Raw genomic sequence first — 15,975 nt, 5'->3', positions numbered from 1 at the left:
GCATGGATCAGCCGGTCACGCTCGTCGGCATCGCCCGCCCGAAGCCCGAACGAGCGGCGGAGCTCAAGGAGTTGCTGCTCTCCTTCGTGGCCCCCACCCGGCAGGAGCCGGGCTGCCTGGAGTACCACTTCCACGAGGACCGCGAGGAGCCCGGCGTCTTCGTGTTCTACGAGGCGTGGCGAAGCCAGGCCGACCTCGACGCCCACCTGGCCCTGCCGCACCTGAGCGCCTTCTGGGAGCGGCGGATGGACTACCTGACCAGTGACCTGGAGATCCGCTTCCTGACGATGCACAGCCCCTACGGCCGGGAGTAGCCCGCCGCCGGCTGCCATTCGGCTCCTATTCGGCGGGGATGCCGCGGAGGAGGAAGGGGAGGTGGGCGCCGCGGGTGAGGGCGTCGAGGGCTTGGGTGACGCGGTGGTGCTGGTCGGGGTCCATGGTGTCGGCGAGGTGGTCGGGGTGGATGAAGTGGAGGCCGGTGATGTGGCGTGGGGGGCGGTGGTGGGTGGTGGTGGCTTGTTGGGCGCGGGTGAGGCGGCCGCCCCAGTAGACGAAGTCGATGGCTTCGGGGAGGAGTCGGGCGTCGGTGTAGTCGGTGGCGAGGATGCTGCGCAGGGGGAGGACGAGGCCGGTTTCGGTCTCGGTGTGACGGCGGGCGGCGAGGTGGGGGAGTTCGTTGCGTTCGGCGCTGCCGCCGGGGAGGGTGAGGCCGTTCTGGTAGGTGGTGGCGACGAGGAGGACGGCGCCCTCGGGGTCGAGGGCGAGGGTCTGGTGGCCGAGGCGTCGGCGGGGCGGGTTGGTGAGGATCGCGGGCAGGGGGTAGAGCACGGTTCGCTCCTGGGGTGGAGGGGGTTGGAGTCGCCAGGTGTAGGCGGTGGGGAGTCCGGCGACGACGCCGGTGGTGAGGATGAGGCCGAAGACGAGGAGTCGGGGTGTGAGCGGTCCGTCGCGGATCGGCCGGCAGGCGAGGGCGGCCGCTCCGGCGCTGAGCGCGGGGATCGCGAGGGTGACCGCGAGGAGCCTGGACGCCGGGCTCACGCCGCGCTGTTCGCGCGGGGCGGGCTCGGGTGCTGGACAGGGAGGAAGCGGGGTCGGTCGAGCCGCTGGAGGTCCTCGGGCCGGGTGGTCCACTCGCAGCCGCCGGCTTCGGGCCGGAGGTAGGCGGCGCCGCCGAGGGTGTCCATGTAGACCCCTTCGGCGGGCTGCCCGTTGGGGGAGCGGTGGGCCCGGTCGCGGACGACTTCGCCGATCTGGGGCTGGTATGCGGGCGTGCGGGGGCGGCTGGGCATGCGGGCTCCTTGGTAGCTCTGTGCGTCGAGTCCCTTACGGCTCGTGTTTATGATGACCCTCGTTGGTGCAGGATCAGCCCGAGATCTGAATTTGATGCTGATGATCCACAAGTTGGTGGGACATGGTTAACCGCAGGCAACTTGACCCGACATCAGGCCCGTGGGCGCCCTTCGGTGTGCAACTGCGCAGGTCGCGAGAGATGAAGGGGCTTACGCAGGCCCAGCTGGCGAAGAAGGTCGGATTCGACCCGTCCTATGTCTCCTACGCTGAACTTGCAACGCGCGAGCCTCCGAGTGAGAAGTTCGCTCGTAGGGCCGACGAGGCGCTGGAGACCGGAGGAACGCTGCTGCTGATGTGGCTGCAGAACAAGCACTCGGCGCTCCTGGAGGGCTTCCCCGAGTATGCGAGCCACGAAGCTAAGGCTGCCGAGATACGGATCTTCGAATCAGGTGTCGTTCCTGGACTGTTCCAGACCGAGGCCTATGCAACTGCCCTGGCCATGGCCGATGTTCGTCGTGGAGCGATCACTCAAAGGCAAGCGGACGAGCGAGTTACCTTCCTGCTCACTCGTCAGCAGTTGCTGCGGCGGAGCAGCCCTCCGCTCGTGCATGCCGTCCTCGACGAGAGCTGCTTGCGGCGGCCGATCGGGGGGTGGGGCGTGATGGATGAGCAACTCGGTTTCTTGGAGCAGCAGTTCGACGTGAGTCACGTGATTCTTCAGGTTGCCCCGTTTGCCATGGCTGAGCACAGGCCGTTCGCCCTGCCGATGCGACTTCTCACGCTTCTCGATCACTCCTTGTTGGGCTATTCGGAATCTGAGGGACGAAGCCATCTTGAGCGCGATGCTGACGTACTGACAGTTTGGAAGAGACACTACGATCGACTACAGGTGGGAGCGCTGGCCGAGACGGCGACTCTCGAATGGATTCGCGCAGCTCGGGAAGGAACCGCATGTCCGACATCAACTTGACTCGCGCCGCGTGGGTGAAGTCCAGCTACAGCCAGCAGGGTGGCGACTGCATCGAGGTGGCGCCCGGATTCCCTGGTGCCATGCCTGTTCGTGACTCCAAGGACTCCGACGGTCCTGCGCTCGTCTTCGCAGCTGATGCCTGGCGGTCGTTCGTCGCCGCCGTGCAGGCGGGCGAGTTCGGCGCCGTCTGATCGACTGTCGCCCGCGCCCTCCGATCGCATCCGATCGGAGGGCGCTTCGCATGGGTGGCCTCAAGGTGATGGGTGGTGATCCCGTGCTTGAGGAAGGGCTTCGACTGCGATGCTCGTCGATCTGAGTGGTGCCCAGTGGCGGAAGAGTAGCTACAGCAATGGCGGTGGTGGCTGCGTGGAGGTGGCGGACGGCTACGGCGGGGTCATGCCCGTCCGTGACTCCAAGGATCCCGGCGGGCCCGTGCTCGTCTTCACGTCCGATGCCTGGCGGTCGTTCGTCGCAGGCGTTCAAGGTGGGGAGTTTCGGTTGTCGTCAGAGTGACGAATAGTCGCTACTCTGGCCCCATGCGAATCACTCTCACGCGTGCCAGTGTTGCCATGGGGGACGACGTGGACGCGCCCCACGAAGCCCACCTGGAGTCCGACGGGGTCACCACGCTCGGCGAGTTCGTGCGCCAGGTCGCCCTCTCGGGGTACTTCCCGCAGATGGCCTGCTGGGTGGTGTTCGACGGTCGGCGGAAGCCGGCGCCCGCGCCGATCGCGATGCTCTCCGCTCCCTGGGAGCAGCCGCGGTTCCTGGACGACGCGCTGCGGCACCGGTCGCTCGACTCGCTCGCGGGCAAGGACGGTGAACTCGGTGAACTCGGCGAGAACGGCGAGTTGAGCCTCTTCTTCGACTACCGGGCGACCATCGCGCCGGACGTCCTGTGGCAGCGCCTCAGCGGCTGACCGGCGCCCCGACGCCCCCTCACCCCGTGCCGAACGTCCGGCGCAGGCAGGTCGCCAGCCGGTCCGGGGTGGGCGGGTGGAAGCGTCCGGCGAGGTAGCCGTCGGGGCGGATCAGGAAGGCCTCGCCGGGGCGGGCTCCGTAGGCGCTGCGGAACTCGCCGCCGGTGTCCCGGGCGGTCGGCAGCCGCCACAGGGGCGCGGGCGCGTCCGGCGCGAGTACCGCGTAGACGTCCAGCAGCCCGTGGGCTGTGGAGAGGGCGGCGACCGCACACGTGGTGACCGGCTCCTCGGGCGTCGCCGCGTCGAGGTGGAACAGCAGGGTGTGGCGCGGGCCGCGCAGCAGGTCGAAGAGCCGGACGGGGTAGTGCGCGAGGTCGCGCGCCAATCCCCGGCTGTCGGGGGCCCGTTCGCCGGAGCCGGGCCCGTGCCCGGGCCGATGCCCATGCCCGGCCGGTCCGCCGTCGCCCTCCGGCTCGACCAGCGGGCTGTCCGGGTAGCCGACCAGCAGCTGGGCCTCCCGCCGCAGCACCGCGTCGAGGATGTCGGGCGAGCCGGGGTCGGCCTGGACGCCGGCCCGGGAGTGGCGCACCGTCCGGCCGACCACCTCGACGCCCACCGGGTGCCGTTCGGCGTGGTAGCTGTCGAGCAGGCCGTCGGCGCCGACGCCCCGGACGGCGAGCGCCAGCTTCCACGCGAGGTTGTAGGCGTCCTGGATGCCGGTGTTCATGCCCTGCGCGCCGGTGGGCGGGTGGATGTGGGCGGCGTCGCCGGCCAGGAAGAGCCGCCCGGCCCGGTAGCGGTCCACCAGCCGGTGGCTGATCCGGAAGGTGGAGGACCAGCGCAGCGCCGAGGCGTGCGTCGGCTGCGGCGAGAGCCGGTCGAGTACGGCCTGGATGTGCCGCAGTTCGGGGGCCGCTCCGCTCTCCAGCCCGTGCGCGACGCCGTCCTGGGCCGCGGCGCCGGCCAGTTCGTCCGGGACCAGCATCGACACCCGGTAGCGCTTGCGGCCGGGGAGCGGGATGCAGACCAGCAGGTCGTCGACCCGGCCTTCGGCGTCGTGGTGGGTGGCGCGGACGCCGTACCCGGCGGGGAGGTCCCAGTCGACCTCGACGTCGCCCAGCATGTACTGCTCGGGGAAGGCGTCGCCCTCGAACCGCAGGCCCGCCGCCTTCCGGACCAGGCTGTGCGCGCCGTCGCAGCCGATCACGTAGCGCGCCCGGACCTCCCGCGGCCCGGACGGCGTCGCGAGCACGGCGAGGACCCGGCCGTCGGGCCCGTCGGCGCCGCCGGTGCCCGCCTCGGCCTCCTGATCGAGGGCGAGCAGCTCGGTGCCGCGCTCGACCCGCGTGCCGTACCCGGCGAGGTGCTCGGTGAGCAGCCGTTCCGTCGTGTACTGGGGGAGCGCGGCGAAGCCGTAGGGGATGTCGGGCGGCATCGTGAGCTCGATCCGCGGGCCGGGGCGCCCGTCCACGAAGGGCAGCTGGCCGTGCATCGGGACGGCCTCGTTCAGCGCCGCGCCGACCAGGCCCATGGCGTCCCACACCTCCATGGTGCGCGGCTGGACGCCGACGGCCTTGGCGTAGTGCTGGGGGACGGCCAGCCGGTCGACGATCCGGCAGTCGCCCCGTGGCGGCGAAGCTCGGCCGCGGCCGTCAGTCCGACCGGGCCCGCGCCCACCACCAGTACGTCGATCTCGTCCATGACCGCTCCAGGGGACGTCCTGACCGCCTCCCTCCAGGCTGCGCCCGACCGGCACCGGTCCGCCACCGGTACCGGAGAGCCCGGCCACCGCCGCGACCCCGGCCGCCGGTGCCGGAGCGCCCCCGGCCACCGCCGCCGCGGTGGCCTCCCGGGCCGGCGACGGAGGGCAACCAATTCCAAACACTTGGCGACAATCCCGGCCAACTCATGACGGTCCGTCAATCAGCCTTCTACGCTTCGTCCGGCCTCGGTGCGGTGGCGGAGCCGCCGCCGCACCCGGTCGCTTCCCCCGATGTACTGACGAGTCTGGAGCAGACCCCCGTGAGAATAAGCCGTTCCCCGAGCCGCACCTGGACGGCCGTGGTCGCCACCGGCGCGGCCACGGCCGCGCTGTTGGTGCAGCCCGCCACCGCCTGGGCCGCGGCGCCCGCGCCCGTCGTGACGACCACCGTCGCCGTGGCGCCCTACCCGGCGGGCGTCGCACTCGCGCCGGACGGCAGCCGGGCGTACGTGACCAGCCAGAGCAGCGGCACCGTCACCGTGCTCGACGCCGCCACCGGCGCGGTCTCCGGCACCTTCACGGCCGGCAGCGGCTCGTACGCCGCGGCCTGGTCCCCCGACGGTCGGCACGCCTACCTGACCCACCAGCTCGACGACGCGGTCAGCGTCGTCGACACCGCGAGCAACACCGTGGCGGCCACCGTCGCGGTCGGCGCCGAGCCCTTCGGGGTGGCCGTCTCCCCCGACGGCGCCCGCGCGTACGTCAGCAGCGCCGGCGCGGCGACCGTGAGCGTCATCGACACCGCGAGCAACACCGTGACCGCGACCGTCCCGGTCGGCGCCGAGCCGCACGGCGTGGCCGTCTCGCCCGACGGGGCGCACGTCTACGTCGCCGCCTCGGGCGCGCAGGCGGTGGACGTCATCGACACCGCGAGCAACACGGTGAGCGCGGACGTCCCCGTCGGCCACGGAGTCTTCGGCCTGGCGCTGAGCGCCGACGGCTCCCGCCTCTGGACGGGCAACGGCGGCGACGACACCGTCAGCGTGCTGGACACGGCGGGCCGCACCGTCGTGGGCACGGTAACGGTCGGGGCCAACCCGTTCTCGGTCGCGCTCTCGCCCGACGGCAAGTCGGCGTACGCCTCCAACTACGGTGACGGCACGCTGAGCGTGATCGCCACCGCGGACCGCAAGGTCACCTCGACGGTGCCGGTCGGCACCAGCCCGTACGCGCTCGCCGTCACCCCGGACGGGCGGCGCGGCTACCTGGCCGACTTCGCCGCGAACGCCGTGACGGTGCTCGGCTTCCCGCTGCCGGTGCCGGTCGTCACCGGGGTCAGCCCGGCGAGCGGACCGCAGGCGGGCGGGACGAAGGTCACCATCACCGGGACCGACCTGAACGGCGCCACCGCCGTGAGCTTCGGCGCGGCCGGGAACGCCACCGCCGTCTCGTGCACGGAGACCGGCTGCACCGCCACCGCGCCCGCCGCCGCCGCGGCCGGCGTCGTCGACGTCCGGGTCACCACGGCCGGCGGTACCAGTGCCGTCGTCCCGGCCGGGCGCTTCACCTACACCGCGCCCACCGCCGACCTCGCGGTCTCGCTCGCCGCCACCCCGGTGGGCGGCCTGTTCTCCGGGCGGGTCGACTACACCCTCACGGTGACCAACCAGGGCCCGGAGACGGCGACCTCGGCGACGATCTCGGCCGACCTGCCGGCCGGCTTCACCGCCTCCTCGACCGACTGCACGATCGCGGCGGGCAAGCTGACCTGCGCGGTCGCCGGTCCGCTCGCGAAGGGGGCGAGCGTCACCCGGCACGTGACGGTCCACGTCGGCCTGCTCAACCTCGGCCGGACCTTCACCGTCACGGCCGCTCGCACCGCGAGCGCGCCCACCGACCCGGTGGCGGCGAACGACCGCGCGTCCCGCACCTGCTCGGCCACGCTCGCGCTGCTGATCAGCTGCAAGTGAGTCCGGCGCCGCCGGCGCTCCCCTTCGGGAGGGCGTCGGCGGCGCCGCCGTGCACCGCTTCGGCGCTCAGCCGACGGGTGCGCCGAACCACTCGGCGAGCCGGTCGAGCAACTCGCCCTGGTCCTCGCCGACCCACGCCACGTGGCCGTCCGGCCGCACCAGCGCCGCGGGCACGTCCAGCTGCGCGCCGGCGTCGGCGACCCGGTCGACCCGGTCCGCCCAGCCCGCCACCGAGAGCCGCCCGGTCCGGTCGAGCAGCAGGCCCCGGCCCTCGTGCATCAGCCCGTAGAGCCGGCCCTCCGCCAGCCGGACGTCCCGCAGCCGCCGGCCGACCAGGTCGTGGCCCCCGCCGAGGTCGTAGCGGACCTCGACCGCCGTGATCATCCCGGTCAACTGGCGGTTCACCTCCTCGATGTCCATCAGCCTGGACAGCAGGCTCCGCAGCGCGGTCGCGCCCGGGGAGGTCCCCAGCAGCGTGATCTGCGCCCGGGTGTTGTCCAGCACGGCGGCGCCCACCGGGTGGCGCTCGGCGTGGTAGCTGTCCAGCAGCCCCTCCGGTGCCCAGCCGTTGACCGTGGCGGCCAGCTTCCAGCCGAGGTTGAACGCGTCCTGGATACCGGTGTTCAGGCCCTGGCCGCCGGTCGGCGGATGGATGTGCGCGGCGTCGCCGGCCAGCAGCGCCCGGCCGACCCGGTAGCGCTCGGCCTGCCGGGTGGCGTCGCCGACCCGGGAGAGCCAACGCGGCGAGTGCACACCGAAGTCGGTGCCCGCGAAGGCCCGCAGCTGCTGCTTGAACTCGTCCAGGGTCGGCGGGACCGACCGGTCCTCGGCCACCCCGGCGGCGGGCACGATGATGCGGAACACGCCCTGCTGCCCGTCGACGTCGGGGGCCACGCCGAACCGCGGCTGGGTCGCGCGGACCTGCTCGACGACGGCCGCGATGGTCGCCCGGTCCTCGGCCGCCCCCATGTCGCCCAGCAGCGTATCGACGGTGGTCGGCTCACCGGGGAAGGCGACGCCGAGCAGCTTGCGCACCGTACTGCGGCCGCCGTCGCAGCCCACGAGGTAGCGCGAGCGCAGCCGCGTTCCGTCCGCCAGCTCGACGCCGACCCCGTCCTCGTCCTGGCTCAGCCCGACCACCTCGTGGCCGCGCCGGATCTCGGCCCCGAGTTCGTGGGCGCGCTCGGCGAGCAGCAGTTCCGTCGCCGTCTGGGAGACGGCGAGTCCGTACGGGTGGGCGGTGTCCAGCGTCTCCGGCCACGCCTTGTGGACGCCGCCGAAGAAGCCGCCGATCCGGAACTTCTCGCCGGCGGCGAGGAACCGGTCCAGGAGACCGCGCTGGTCCATCATCTCGACGCTGCGCGTGTGCAGGCCGCGCCCGCGCGACCGGGCGTCCGGCTCCGTCGCCCGCTCCAGCACCACCACCCCCACTCCGGCCAGCCGCAATTCGGTCGCCAGCATCAGGCCGGTCGGTCCGCCGCCGACCACGATCACGTCAATCATCAGAACGCCCGTTCAACGAGAGTGGATTTCCGGACGGTCGGCCGCCGCCCGTCCGGTGGTGCGTACACCCCGGCTCGTGCCGGATTTCCGTGTCCGCGAGCTGCGCCGGGAGTTCCGGCCGTCGTGCGGCCCCCGCGCCGGGAGCGGTGGACAGGCGCCGATCCGTCAGGGCCGCAGGTCCCGGCCCAGGTCGACCATTGTGCGGCGGCCCCGGGGTCTTGCCGCAAGGCCGGGGGTGCGCTATATCTTGGTAGCGGCGAGGAGTGGATTCACCTCCTCGCCTTCGTCATTTCCCCGCCCGCGGCTTCCTCCCGAATCGGTGCCGCCGTCCGGACGGAATTGTTCCGGGCACGGTGAACCCCCGGGCCCTTTCGAGCGCGCGGCCATTCTGCGGCCATTCCCCCGGAGTTTCGGCGCGCCGCGCCCGGCGCGCCCGTGCGGTGGCAGCCCTGCGAAGTCGCCCTGGACGGAACGTCCGGGCTGGACGTACAGTCCAGATATGACCGCGGAGACCCCCGACCCACGCGTCCGGACCTGGGCGCCCGTCTGCCAGGCGGTGGCCCTGCTGCTCGGGCCGTACGCCGAGGTGGTGCTGCACGACGCCGTTCGGGACGAGGTGCTCGCCATCTGGCACCCGATGAGCGGCCGCGCCCCCGGCGACCCCTCGCTGCTCGGCGAGCTGGACGACCTGGCCCCTGCCCTGCCCGACGTCTACGGGGCCGATGTCCTCGGGCCGTACGAGAAGCTGCTGCCCGACGGTCGGCGCCTCTCCTCGGTCAGCGCCGTCCTGCGCGACGACGACGGCCGGGCCTCGGCGGTGCTCTGCGTCAACCTCGACCGCGGGCCGCTGGAGCAGGCCGCCGCCCTGCTGGCCGGCTTCGCCGCACCCACCGCGCCGCGGCCCGAGCCGCTCTTCGAGCGCGACTGGACGGAGCGGATGAACGACGTCATCGGCGGCTACGTCCGCGCCCACGGCCGCCCGCCGGACCGGCTGGGCCGCGAGGACCGGCTCGCCGTGCTGCGTGAACTCGACCGGGCCGGGGTGCTCGCGGTGCGCCGGGCGGTGCCGGCCGTGGCGACCGCGCTCAAGGTCTCGCGCTCCACCGTCTACGCCCTGCTCGCCGAACTCCGGGCCGAGCCCGAGCCCATGGCCGAACCCGAAGGCCCGGCCGGGCCCGCACCCGGGGCCGAACCCGAACACCCCGCCGAGCCGTAGCCCGGTCCGGGACCGGACTCCGGGCACCGGAGCCCACCGCACCGCAGAGGAACCAGTGATGACCACGCTCCCCGACTTCCGGCTCGAAACCTACTTCTCCCGCTGGGAGTTCACCGCCCGCCACCACCTCACCGCCTCCGACGCGCAGACCATGACGATGTCCGAACTCCTCGCCCTGGCGGACCAGGAGGAGCGGCAGGCCTGGGACACCCTGGCCCTCGGCTACACCGAGACCTTCGGTGACCCGGCCCTGCGCCGGGCGGTCGCCGGGATGTACGAGCAGGTCGGCGCCGACGACGTGATCTGCTTCGGCGGCGCCCAGGAGGCGCTCAACCTCGCCATGCAGGTGCTGCTCGGCCCCGACGACCACGCCGTCGTGCTGACCCCCAACTACCAGTCCGCCGAGACGATCGCGCTCTCCCTCTGCGAGGTCACCGGCGTCGCGCTGGACCCGGCGCGCGACTGGGCGCTGGACCTCGACGAGCTGGTGGCCGCGCTGCGCCCGAACACCCGGGTCGTCTCGGTCAACTTCCCCAACAACCCGACCGGCAAGGTCATCGGGGCCGACGACTTCACCCGCCTGGTCCGGCTCTGCGACGAGCGCGGCATCCGGCTCTTCAGCGACGAGGTCTACCGCGGCCTGGAGCGCGACCCGGGCCGCACCCTGCCGCAGGCCGCCGACCTCTCCGAGCGCGCCCTGTCGCTGAACGTCACCTCCAAGTCGCTCGGCCTGCCCGGCCTGCGGATCGGCTGGATCGCCTGCCGCGACCGGGAGTTGCGCTCCCGGCTGGAGCGCGCCAAGCACTACACCACCATCTGCAACTCGGCCCCCGGTGAGATCCTGGCCCGGATCGCGATCCGGAACCGGGAGCACATCCTGGCCCGCAACCGCGCGATCATCGACGCGAACCTGCCGCTCTTCGACGCCTTCTTCGCCGAGCACGCCGAACTGTTCGACTGGCGGGCCCCGGACGGCGGCTGCGTCGCGTACCCGCGCTACCTCGGACCGGACGGCGTCGAGGCGTTCTGCACCGCGCTGGTCGAGCAGGCCGGTGTCCTGCTGCTGCCGGCGAGCATCTACCGTTCCGAGCTCACCCCGACGCCGACCGACCGGTTCCGGATCGGCATCGGCCGCCGTGACCCGGCCCCGGCCCTGGAGGCCCTCGCCGACTGGCTGAAGGGTCGGCGGTAGGGAGGCACGTTGCCGAGGTCAGCCCTGCCGGGCCTCCTTGGCCCGGTACTTGAGACCGAACAGCGCGCCGGAGAGACCGTGCGGCACCAGCCATGACACGTCCTCACGGTCCTCAGCTCCGAAGCGGTACTTGTAGGGCTCGGTGCCGCGCAGGAAGTCGAAGGTGGTCAGGCCCTGTCCGGCGGCCGCCCGGACGGCCTCGGCGATCACCGCCGTGCCGAGCCGCAGCGGCGCCCAGGCCTGGTCCCAACCGATCTGGTAGTAGGCGAAGGTGTCCCGCCAGCGGAACCCGTAGAGGGCGCCGACCACCTCCCCGGCGCGCTCGGCGACCAGGAAGGCCGGGCCCTCGCCGCGACCGGTGGCGGCCGAGCGCTCGATCAGGCGCACGTGCAGCGGTGCGCGGGCCTCGTCGAAGGTGGTCGGCAGGCCGAGAGCGGACCGGCGCAGCCGGTGCAGTCGGAGCACGGTGTGCAACAGGGCGATCCGCTCGGCGAGTTCGCCGCTCCCCACGGCCGGCGCCACCCAGCGGAAGGTGATCCCCCCGGCGGCGAGCTTGCGGCCGTAGCGGCGCAGGTCGGCACGGAACTGGCGGGAGCCGAGCGCGTCCGCACCCGGGGTGAGGTCGACCCGCGGGCACGGGGTGCGGCCGACCTCGACCGCACCGGCGGGCAGCAACCCGCTCTGGCCGGGGTCGAGATCGGTGAGCAGCAGGGTCGCCCGCCGGGCGCGCCGGGCCAGCCAGGCGGCCACCTCGGCCCGTCGCTCGGGTGCGGCGGTGACGCCGCAGTGGTCGGCGGCGCCGGGGCCGGAGCCCAGCACCGTCAGACAGGGGACGGTCAGTGGCGCCCGCGGGTGCAGCCGCCGCCGGGTGCGCAGCAGCGGTACGACGGCGCTCACCCGGCCGTCCGGCTCGCGCCAGACGGTGACCTCGCCGCCGCCCTGCCGTGCGCCCAGCGTCTCCCACCAGGAGAGCGCCCACTCCGGCGTGGTGAACCAGGAGCCACCCGGATCGGCGGCCGCCAGCTCCCGCCAGCCGTCCAGCACCCGCGCCGGCAGCGCGGCCGTCCGGTACCGGACCGGTCCGGACGCCGCACCGGCCGCACTGTTCGCCGTGATCTCCAACGCCCCGCCCCCCAGGTGGTGTTCAGGCGCCGCCGCGCAACCGGTGCACGGCCGGGTGCAGCCCCGAGAGAATGGTGTCGAACCTGTCCCGGCTCGTGGTGGAGTTCACCCGGAGCCGGCTGATCCGCAGCGGGCGCCCGGGCAGCAGCCGGTCGTGCCGGTGGTCGAACAGGAAGCCGACCCGGTAGCCGAGCCGGCGCAGCACGGGCTCGGCGCGCTGGTCGAGGTTGCCGTTGGGGTACGCGAAGGCGGTGGGTTCCTCGCCGTCGAGCCAGCCGGTGAGCGCGTGGTGGGCGGTGGTGATCTCGTCCCGGAGGGTGTCGTCCTCGCACTGGTCGAGGCAGGGGTGGCCGACGGTGTGGTTGCCGATCGACACCCCGGAGCGGTGGAGCGTCAGCAGGTCGTGCCGGGTGAGCTGCTCCTGCCGGGGCGCGCGGGCCCGGGCGCTCTCGCGCAGTTCGGCGAGGGCGGTGCGGCGGTCGCGGTCGGGCAGGGTCTTCAACCGGCGCACCACCGCGCCGGGCGGGCAGCCGGCCAGGCTGCGCGCGGTGCCGCCGCGGGAGGCCAGGAACGCGGCCTCGGACCACCAGAACGGCCGGTCGCCGTCGATGAGTTCGGTGACCACGAAGGCGGCGGCCGGGATCCGGAGCCGGGTCAGCACGGGCAGGGCTTCGGTGAGCACCGTCCGGTCGCCGTCGTCGAAGGTGACCAGCACGCTGCGGGGCGGCAGCGGACGGCCGGAGCGGACGGCCTGCTCGACCCGGGGCAGCGAGATCGGGCGGGCGATCCGGACCAGGCGGGCCATCTGGAGCGCGAAGGTCCTGGGGTCGTCCACGCCGTGGTAGGCGAGGACGGCGAGACGGCGGGTGGCGGCGAGCCGGAACAGCGGCTGCAGCGGGGAGTTGCGCAGCGCGGCGTCGACGCTGCTCCGGCGCCCGGCGAGCCGGCCGGGCGGGGGAGCGGCGGCTCCGGCTTCGCCGGTCGGGCCGGCCGCCCCGACCGGCGGCGGCGCGGCCCCGGTCGTCGGGCCGGCGCCTCTGCTGCTCGGACCGTCACCGGCCCCGGTCGCACGCGTGGTCCCCTCGGGCATCGACACGCTCCCCCTTCTCCCCGTGAGCACTGCCGTGAGCGACTGCCATCGGCGCTGCGGCGGCGGGAGTCGGGCATGGCACACGGGCAGGGTCCGCCCGCACGGGCGCACCTCTGCCGGGTGGGCGGCCCGCCCCGCTCCCCGAATTGCCAAGATAGTGCAAAATCCCATGCTCCGAGGAGGGTTGTGCACAGCGGGCGGGTTTCGGGGGGCAGGTTGGCGCATTGTCGGCGCGCGCCTGGCCCGAGTGCGGGCCGGGAGTCTCCTGGGTGGCTACCGGTGGTGCCGGGGGAGCCGGTGGAGCCGGTCCACCGAGGTGCGGGTGTGCCGCGCGGGGTGGGCCGGCCGCCGGTTGCGGACCCGGCGGCCGGCCCCGGAGAGGGGCCCGACGGCCCCGGCTCACGGATCCCCCGTACTCCCCGTACTCCCCGTACTCCCCGGCGACCGGCGTCCCGGCGACGCGTGGCGGGGCGCCGCGGGGTTCTCCGGTGGATCAGAAGGGGGCGGTGCAGGTGGTCACCTGGTGCTCGGCCTCCAGGGCCGGGCCGCCGACCGCGCAGATCATCTTGAGATCCCCGGTGACCACGCGCGGCGTCACGGCCTTGGCGTACCCCTTGGTGACGGTGGTCGCGGACGCGACGGTGACCCAGGGGCTGCCCCAGGCCCGCTGCGTCCTGACCTCGACCTGAACCACCGTCAGCTGTGTCGAGGAGGCCGGCGAGACGTGCGCCACCCCGACGACTCCTCCGCCGTCCTTCTCCAGCCATACGCAGGGCCGGTTGGCGGCGGCGATACACGCCGCCTCACCGGTCCCGTTCGTCGTCGACGCCGCCGAGGCCGGGGTGGCCATCGACGCCGTGATCCCTGCCACCGCGACCATCAGGGCTGCGATCCGAGCGCGCATGATATGAACCTCCTTGGAAATCAAGGGAATCTCACTCCGTGGGATGAGTCTTGCACATTTCATGGGCATGCCATATGTGTGCTGCGTCACACTCAAGGTGACCGTTCAACTACGCACCGCAACCGGCGGATCGGCCTCCGGTCGTGAGCGACCCCCGGCGGCGGGGCGAACCGGCCCGGAGGGCGCCCCGCGCGGCGCGTCGGCGACCGGCCCAACCGACCCCGTCGTGAGCCGGTCCGCGGGCTCGCCAAGTCGACTTCGGGACAGTCCGGTTGACGCCCCGACGGGCCCGGCCGCCCCGCGCCGCCCCGGCGTTCACTCGTACGGGTGGCGGACCGGCGCGAAGCCGTTCGGACGGCTACGATCGACGCGACCTACGGAGGTGGCCTGCGTGGACACGGTCATCGTGCAACTGCCCGAACCCCGCCCGAAAGCCCCGCCCGGCGGGCGGCCCGCACCGATCGGCGCGCGGCCCGGCCCGCCCGGTGGGCGCTCCGCACCGCCCGGCAGGCCCGCGCTGCTGCACCTGGGCCCGGGCGAGGTCGCGGAGTTCGGGCGCGGCGAGCCCGGCCGCCCGCCCGCCATCCCCCTCACCGACCAGGGCGTCTCGCGCCGCGCCGGCGAGGTCACGGCCGCCGAGGACTACTGGCGGCTCTCCAACTTCAGCACCTCCGCGACGTACGTGGTGGAGAACCTCGAAGGGGCGGGCGAGCACGTCAAGGTGGCTCCCGGCCGGCTCGGCGCACCGGTGCCCTTCGAGTTCTCCCGGGTGTTCCTGCCGGCCCTCGGCGAGCCGGTCGCCTTCAAGGTGTTCGCACCCCAGCACGCCTACCTGGAGGGCGAACCGGCAGCGTCCGAGGGCGAGATGACGGTCAGTCCGTTCGCCCTCGACCCGACGTCCAAGTACTTCCTCGTCCTGCTCGCCCTCTGTGAGCCGCGACTGCGCTCGCCGTCCGCCGCCGTCGTCCCCGGGGTCACCGACGTGCTGGCCCGGCTGCGTTCGCTGCCCTCCTGCCGGGGGCTCACCCGATCCGCCGTCAACTACCACATCGACTACCTGGTGGCCACCAAGCTGCGGCTGCGCGAGACGCCGGACGACGCGCCGGACGACGCCGCCCGGGCCGGTGGCAAGCGGGAGGAGCTCGTCGCGCTGGCCCTGCGGTTCGACCTCGTCCGGGAGGAGCACCTGGCCCTGCTCCCGCCCCGGCGGGGCGGCTGATCCGCCGTGCCCGCGCCCGCCCGGCCCGGCCCGCCGCACCTCGACGTCCCGGCCGGCTACACGGTGGCCGGGTACCGCATCGCCGAGCCGCTCGGGGCCGGTGCCTGGGGCAGCGTCTACGCCGCCCACCGGCCGGGCGGCGGACCGGCCGACCTCGCGGTCAAGTTCCTCTGCCCGGCCCGGCTCAGCCCCGGCCAGCGCCGCACCATGGCGCAGCTCGCGCGCAGCGAGATGCGGTTCGGCCGACGCGCGGACCACCCGAACCTGATCCGCACGCTCGCCGTCCTCACCGTCGCCGACCCCGCGCACCCGGGGCTCGACGGCGCACTGGCGCTGGTGATGGAACGCGCCGAGCGCAGCCTCCAGGACGTCCTCGCCGCCGCCCGGCCGCACACGCCCGTCCCCGACGCCGAGCGGATCCTGGCCGGGGTCTGCGCCGGGCTCGCCCACATGCACACCGCGGGCTGGGTGCACGGCGACCTCAAGCCCGGCAACATCCTGCTGATGCCGGACGGCACCGCCCGGCTCGCCGACTTCGGCCTCACCGCCGAACTGGAGGGCACCCACGCCTACGCCCCGCCGCTCGGCTCGCCCGACCACGTGCCGCCCGAGTGGTGGTCCCAGCGCACCGGTGCGCGCGGTGTCGCGGTGCGGCCGAGCGCCGACATCTGGGCCTTCGGCGTGCTCGCCCACCAGCTGCTCACCGGCGGGCTGCACCCGTTCCTCGGGGCGACCGCCCGGGCCCGCGCGCTCACCGCGCAGGCCTACGCGCGCGGCGTGGCGCCGCTGCGGCTGGACGACGCGCTGCCCGCGCGCTGGCGCCCGGCCGTCGCCGCCTGCCTGACCGCGGACCGGGCGGAGCGGGGCCGGGTGGACC

16 protein-coding genes and 1 pseudogene are annotated in these 15,975 nt (G+C 73.8%); 10 read left to right on the top strand and 7 right to left on the bottom strand.

Features of this window, described 5'->3' with window-relative positions:
- The first annotated feature begins 2 nt into the window (after positions 1-2).
- On the top strand, positions 3-314 hold the full coding sequence (locus ACFWA9_RS24410; protein ID WP_380389736.1) for a putative quinol monooxygenase: 312 nt from the start codon (positions 3-5) through the stop codon (positions 312-314).
- A 25-nt stretch (positions 315-339) separates the two neighbouring features.
- Here ACFWA9_RS24410 and ACFWA9_RS24405 read toward each other — a convergent pair whose 3' ends face one another.
- Entirely contained in the window at positions 340-1,038 is a 699-nt protein-coding gene (locus tag ACFWA9_RS24405) for an NUDIX domain-containing protein (protein WP_380389734.1), read from the bottom strand.
- Positions 1,035-1,289, bottom strand: coding sequence for a hypothetical protein (locus ACFWA9_RS24400; RefSeq protein WP_380389732.1), 255 nt, complete (start codon positions 1,287-1,289; stop codon positions 1,035-1,037). Before ACFWA9_RS24400 ends, ACFWA9_RS24405 begins: the two co-directional genes overlap by 4 nt.
- A gap of 122 nt (positions 1,290-1,411) precedes the next feature.
- On the opposite strand from ACFWA9_RS24400, the gene ACFWA9_RS24395 reads away from it, so the two are divergent.
- From ACFWA9_RS24395 to ACFWA9_RS24380, 4 genes are all read left to right on the top strand, one after another.
- The gene (locus tag ACFWA9_RS24395) at positions 1,412-2,260 is read left to right on the top strand and encodes a Scr1 family TA system antitoxin-like transcriptional regulator (protein ID WP_380389730.1); all 849 of its coding nucleotides are present in this window, start codon (positions 1,412-1,414) and stop codon (positions 2,258-2,260) included.
- The gene (locus tag ACFWA9_RS24390; RefSeq protein ID WP_380389728.1) at positions 2,242-2,451 is read left to right on the top strand and encodes a DUF397 domain-containing protein; all 210 of its coding nucleotides are present in this window, start codon (positions 2,242-2,244) and stop codon (positions 2,449-2,451) included. The genes ACFWA9_RS24395 and ACFWA9_RS24390 overlap by 19 nt, the downstream gene beginning before the upstream one ends.
- A gap of 109 nt (positions 2,452-2,560) precedes the next feature.
- Positions 2,561-2,773, top strand: coding sequence for a DUF397 domain-containing protein (locus tag ACFWA9_RS24385; RefSeq protein WP_380389726.1), 213 nt, complete (start codon positions 2,561-2,563; stop codon positions 2,771-2,773).
- A 23-nt stretch (positions 2,774-2,796) separates the two neighbouring features.
- Complete coding sequence (locus ACFWA9_RS24380; protein ID WP_380389724.1) at positions 2,797-3,180, top strand: hypothetical protein; 384 nt, start codon at positions 2,797-2,799, stop codon at positions 3,178-3,180.
- A gap of 19 nt (positions 3,181-3,199) precedes the next feature.
- Here the strand turns inward: ACFWA9_RS24380 and ACFWA9_RS24375 are convergent.
- A pseudogene (locus ACFWA9_RS24375) lies at positions 3,200-4,881 on the bottom strand (FAD-dependent monooxygenase).
- A gap of 321 nt (positions 4,882-5,202) precedes the next feature.
- Between ACFWA9_RS24375 and ACFWA9_RS24370 the strand changes: the two are divergent.
- On the top strand, positions 5,203-6,852 hold the full coding sequence (locus ACFWA9_RS24370) for a cytochrome D1 domain-containing protein (protein WP_380389722.1): 1,650 nt from the start codon (positions 5,203-5,205) through the stop codon (positions 6,850-6,852).
- A gap of 66 nt (positions 6,853-6,918) precedes the next feature.
- Here ACFWA9_RS24370 and rox read toward each other — a convergent pair whose 3' ends face one another.
- On the bottom strand, positions 6,919-8,355 hold the full coding sequence (gene rox / locus ACFWA9_RS24365; RefSeq protein ID WP_352290869.1) for a rifampin monooxygenase: 1,437 nt from the start codon (positions 8,353-8,355) through the stop codon (positions 6,919-6,921).
- A 499-nt stretch (positions 8,356-8,854) separates the two neighbouring features.
- On the opposite strand from rox, the gene ACFWA9_RS24360 reads away from it, so the two are divergent.
- Together ACFWA9_RS24360 and ACFWA9_RS24355 are read left to right on the top strand one after the other, a co-directional pair.
- Positions 8,855-9,571: a PAS domain-containing protein gene (locus tag ACFWA9_RS24360; protein ID WP_352290870.1), complete on the top strand. Its 717-nt coding sequence runs from the start codon at positions 8,855-8,857 to the stop codon at positions 9,569-9,571.
- Positions 9,572-9,629: 58 nt separating this feature from the next.
- Positions 9,630-10,763: an aminotransferase class I/II-fold pyridoxal phosphate-dependent enzyme gene (locus ACFWA9_RS24355; RefSeq protein WP_380389719.1), complete on the top strand. Its 1,134-nt coding sequence runs from the start codon at positions 9,630-9,632 to the stop codon at positions 10,761-10,763.
- 18 nt (positions 10,764-10,781) lie between these two features.
- Here ACFWA9_RS24355 and ACFWA9_RS24350 read toward each other — a convergent pair whose 3' ends face one another.
- The 3 genes from ACFWA9_RS24350 to ACFWA9_RS24340 all read right to left on the bottom strand — a co-directional run bounded on the left by ACFWA9_RS24350 (position 10,782) and on the right by ACFWA9_RS24340 (position 13,879).
- A complete protein-coding gene (locus ACFWA9_RS24350) occupies positions 10,782-11,885 on the bottom strand; it encodes a GNAT family N-acetyltransferase (protein ID WP_380389717.1) in 1,104 nt (367 codons plus the stop codon).
- Positions 11,886-11,907: 22 nt separating this feature from the next.
- Positions 11,908-12,975, bottom strand: a complete 1,068-nt coding sequence (locus ACFWA9_RS24345; protein ID WP_380389715.1) for a polysaccharide deacetylase family protein — start codon at positions 12,973-12,975, stop codon at positions 11,908-11,910.
- 493 nt (positions 12,976-13,468) lie between these two features.
- The gene (locus ACFWA9_RS24340; RefSeq protein WP_380389713.1) at positions 13,469-13,879 is read right to left on the bottom strand and encodes a hypothetical protein; all 411 of its coding nucleotides are present in this window, start codon (positions 13,877-13,879) and stop codon (positions 13,469-13,471) included.
- Positions 13,880-14,270: 391 nt separating this feature from the next.
- Between ACFWA9_RS24340 and ACFWA9_RS24335 the strand changes: the two genes are divergently transcribed.
- Positions 14,271-15,098 (top strand): serine/threonine protein kinase, encoded by an 828-nt coding sequence (locus ACFWA9_RS24335; RefSeq protein WP_380389711.1) that lies wholly within the window; start codon positions 14,271-14,273, stop codon positions 15,096-15,098.
- 6 nt (positions 15,099-15,104) lie between these two features.
- On the top strand, positions 15,105-15,975 hold an 871-nt coding region (locus ACFWA9_RS24330), incomplete at its 3' end, for a serine/threonine-protein kinase (RefSeq protein ID WP_380389709.1).

Origin of the sequence: Kitasatospora sp. NPDC059973 (genome assembly GCF_042737525.1) — a bacterium.
Taxonomy (GTDB): domain Bacteria; phylum Actinomycetota; class Actinomycetes; order Streptomycetales; family Streptomycetaceae; genus Kitasatospora.
This window is presented reverse-complemented; position numbering and strand designations above follow the sequence as displayed.

Bases quoted from the DNA above. Each gene is read 5' to 3' on its own strand.
- ACFWA9_RS24410 (WP_380389736.1), top strand. From the start codon at position 3: ATGGATCAGCCGGTCACGCTCGTCGGCATCGCCCGCCCGAAGCCCGAA.
- ACFWA9_RS24390 (WP_380389728.1), top strand. From the start codon at position 2,242: ATGTCCGACATCAACTTGACTCGCGCCGCGTGGGTGAAGTCCAGCTAC.
- ACFWA9_RS24360 (WP_352290870.1), top strand. From the start codon at position 8,855: ATGACCGCGGAGACCCCCGACCCACGCGTCCGGACCTGGGCGCCCGTC.
- ACFWA9_RS24385 (WP_380389726.1), top strand. From the start codon at position 2,561: ATGCTCGTCGATCTGAGTGGTGCCCAGTGGCGGAAGAGTAGCTACAGC.
- rox (WP_352290869.1), bottom strand. From the start codon at position 8,355: ATGATTGACGTGATCGTGGTCGGCGGCGGACCGACCGGCCTGATGCTG.
- ACFWA9_RS24380 (WP_380389724.1), top strand. From the start codon at position 2,797: ATGCGAATCACTCTCACGCGTGCCAGTGTTGCCATGGGGGACGACGTG.
- ACFWA9_RS24395 (WP_380389730.1), top strand. From the start codon at position 1,412: ATGGTTAACCGCAGGCAACTTGACCCGACATCAGGCCCGTGGGCGCCC.
- ACFWA9_RS24355 (WP_380389719.1), top strand. From the start codon at position 9,630: ATGACCACGCTCCCCGACTTCCGGCTCGAAACCTACTTCTCCCGCTGG.
- ACFWA9_RS24400 (WP_380389732.1), bottom strand. From the start codon at position 1,289: ATGCCCAGCCGCCCCCGCACGCCCGCATACCAGCCCCAGATCGGCGAA.
- ACFWA9_RS24345 (WP_380389715.1), bottom strand. From the start codon at position 12,975: ATGCCCGAGGGGACCACGCGTGCGACCGGGGCCGGTGACGGTCCGAGC.
- ACFWA9_RS24340 (WP_380389713.1), bottom strand. From the start codon at position 13,879: ATGCGCGCTCGGATCGCAGCCCTGATGGTCGCGGTGGCAGGGATCACG.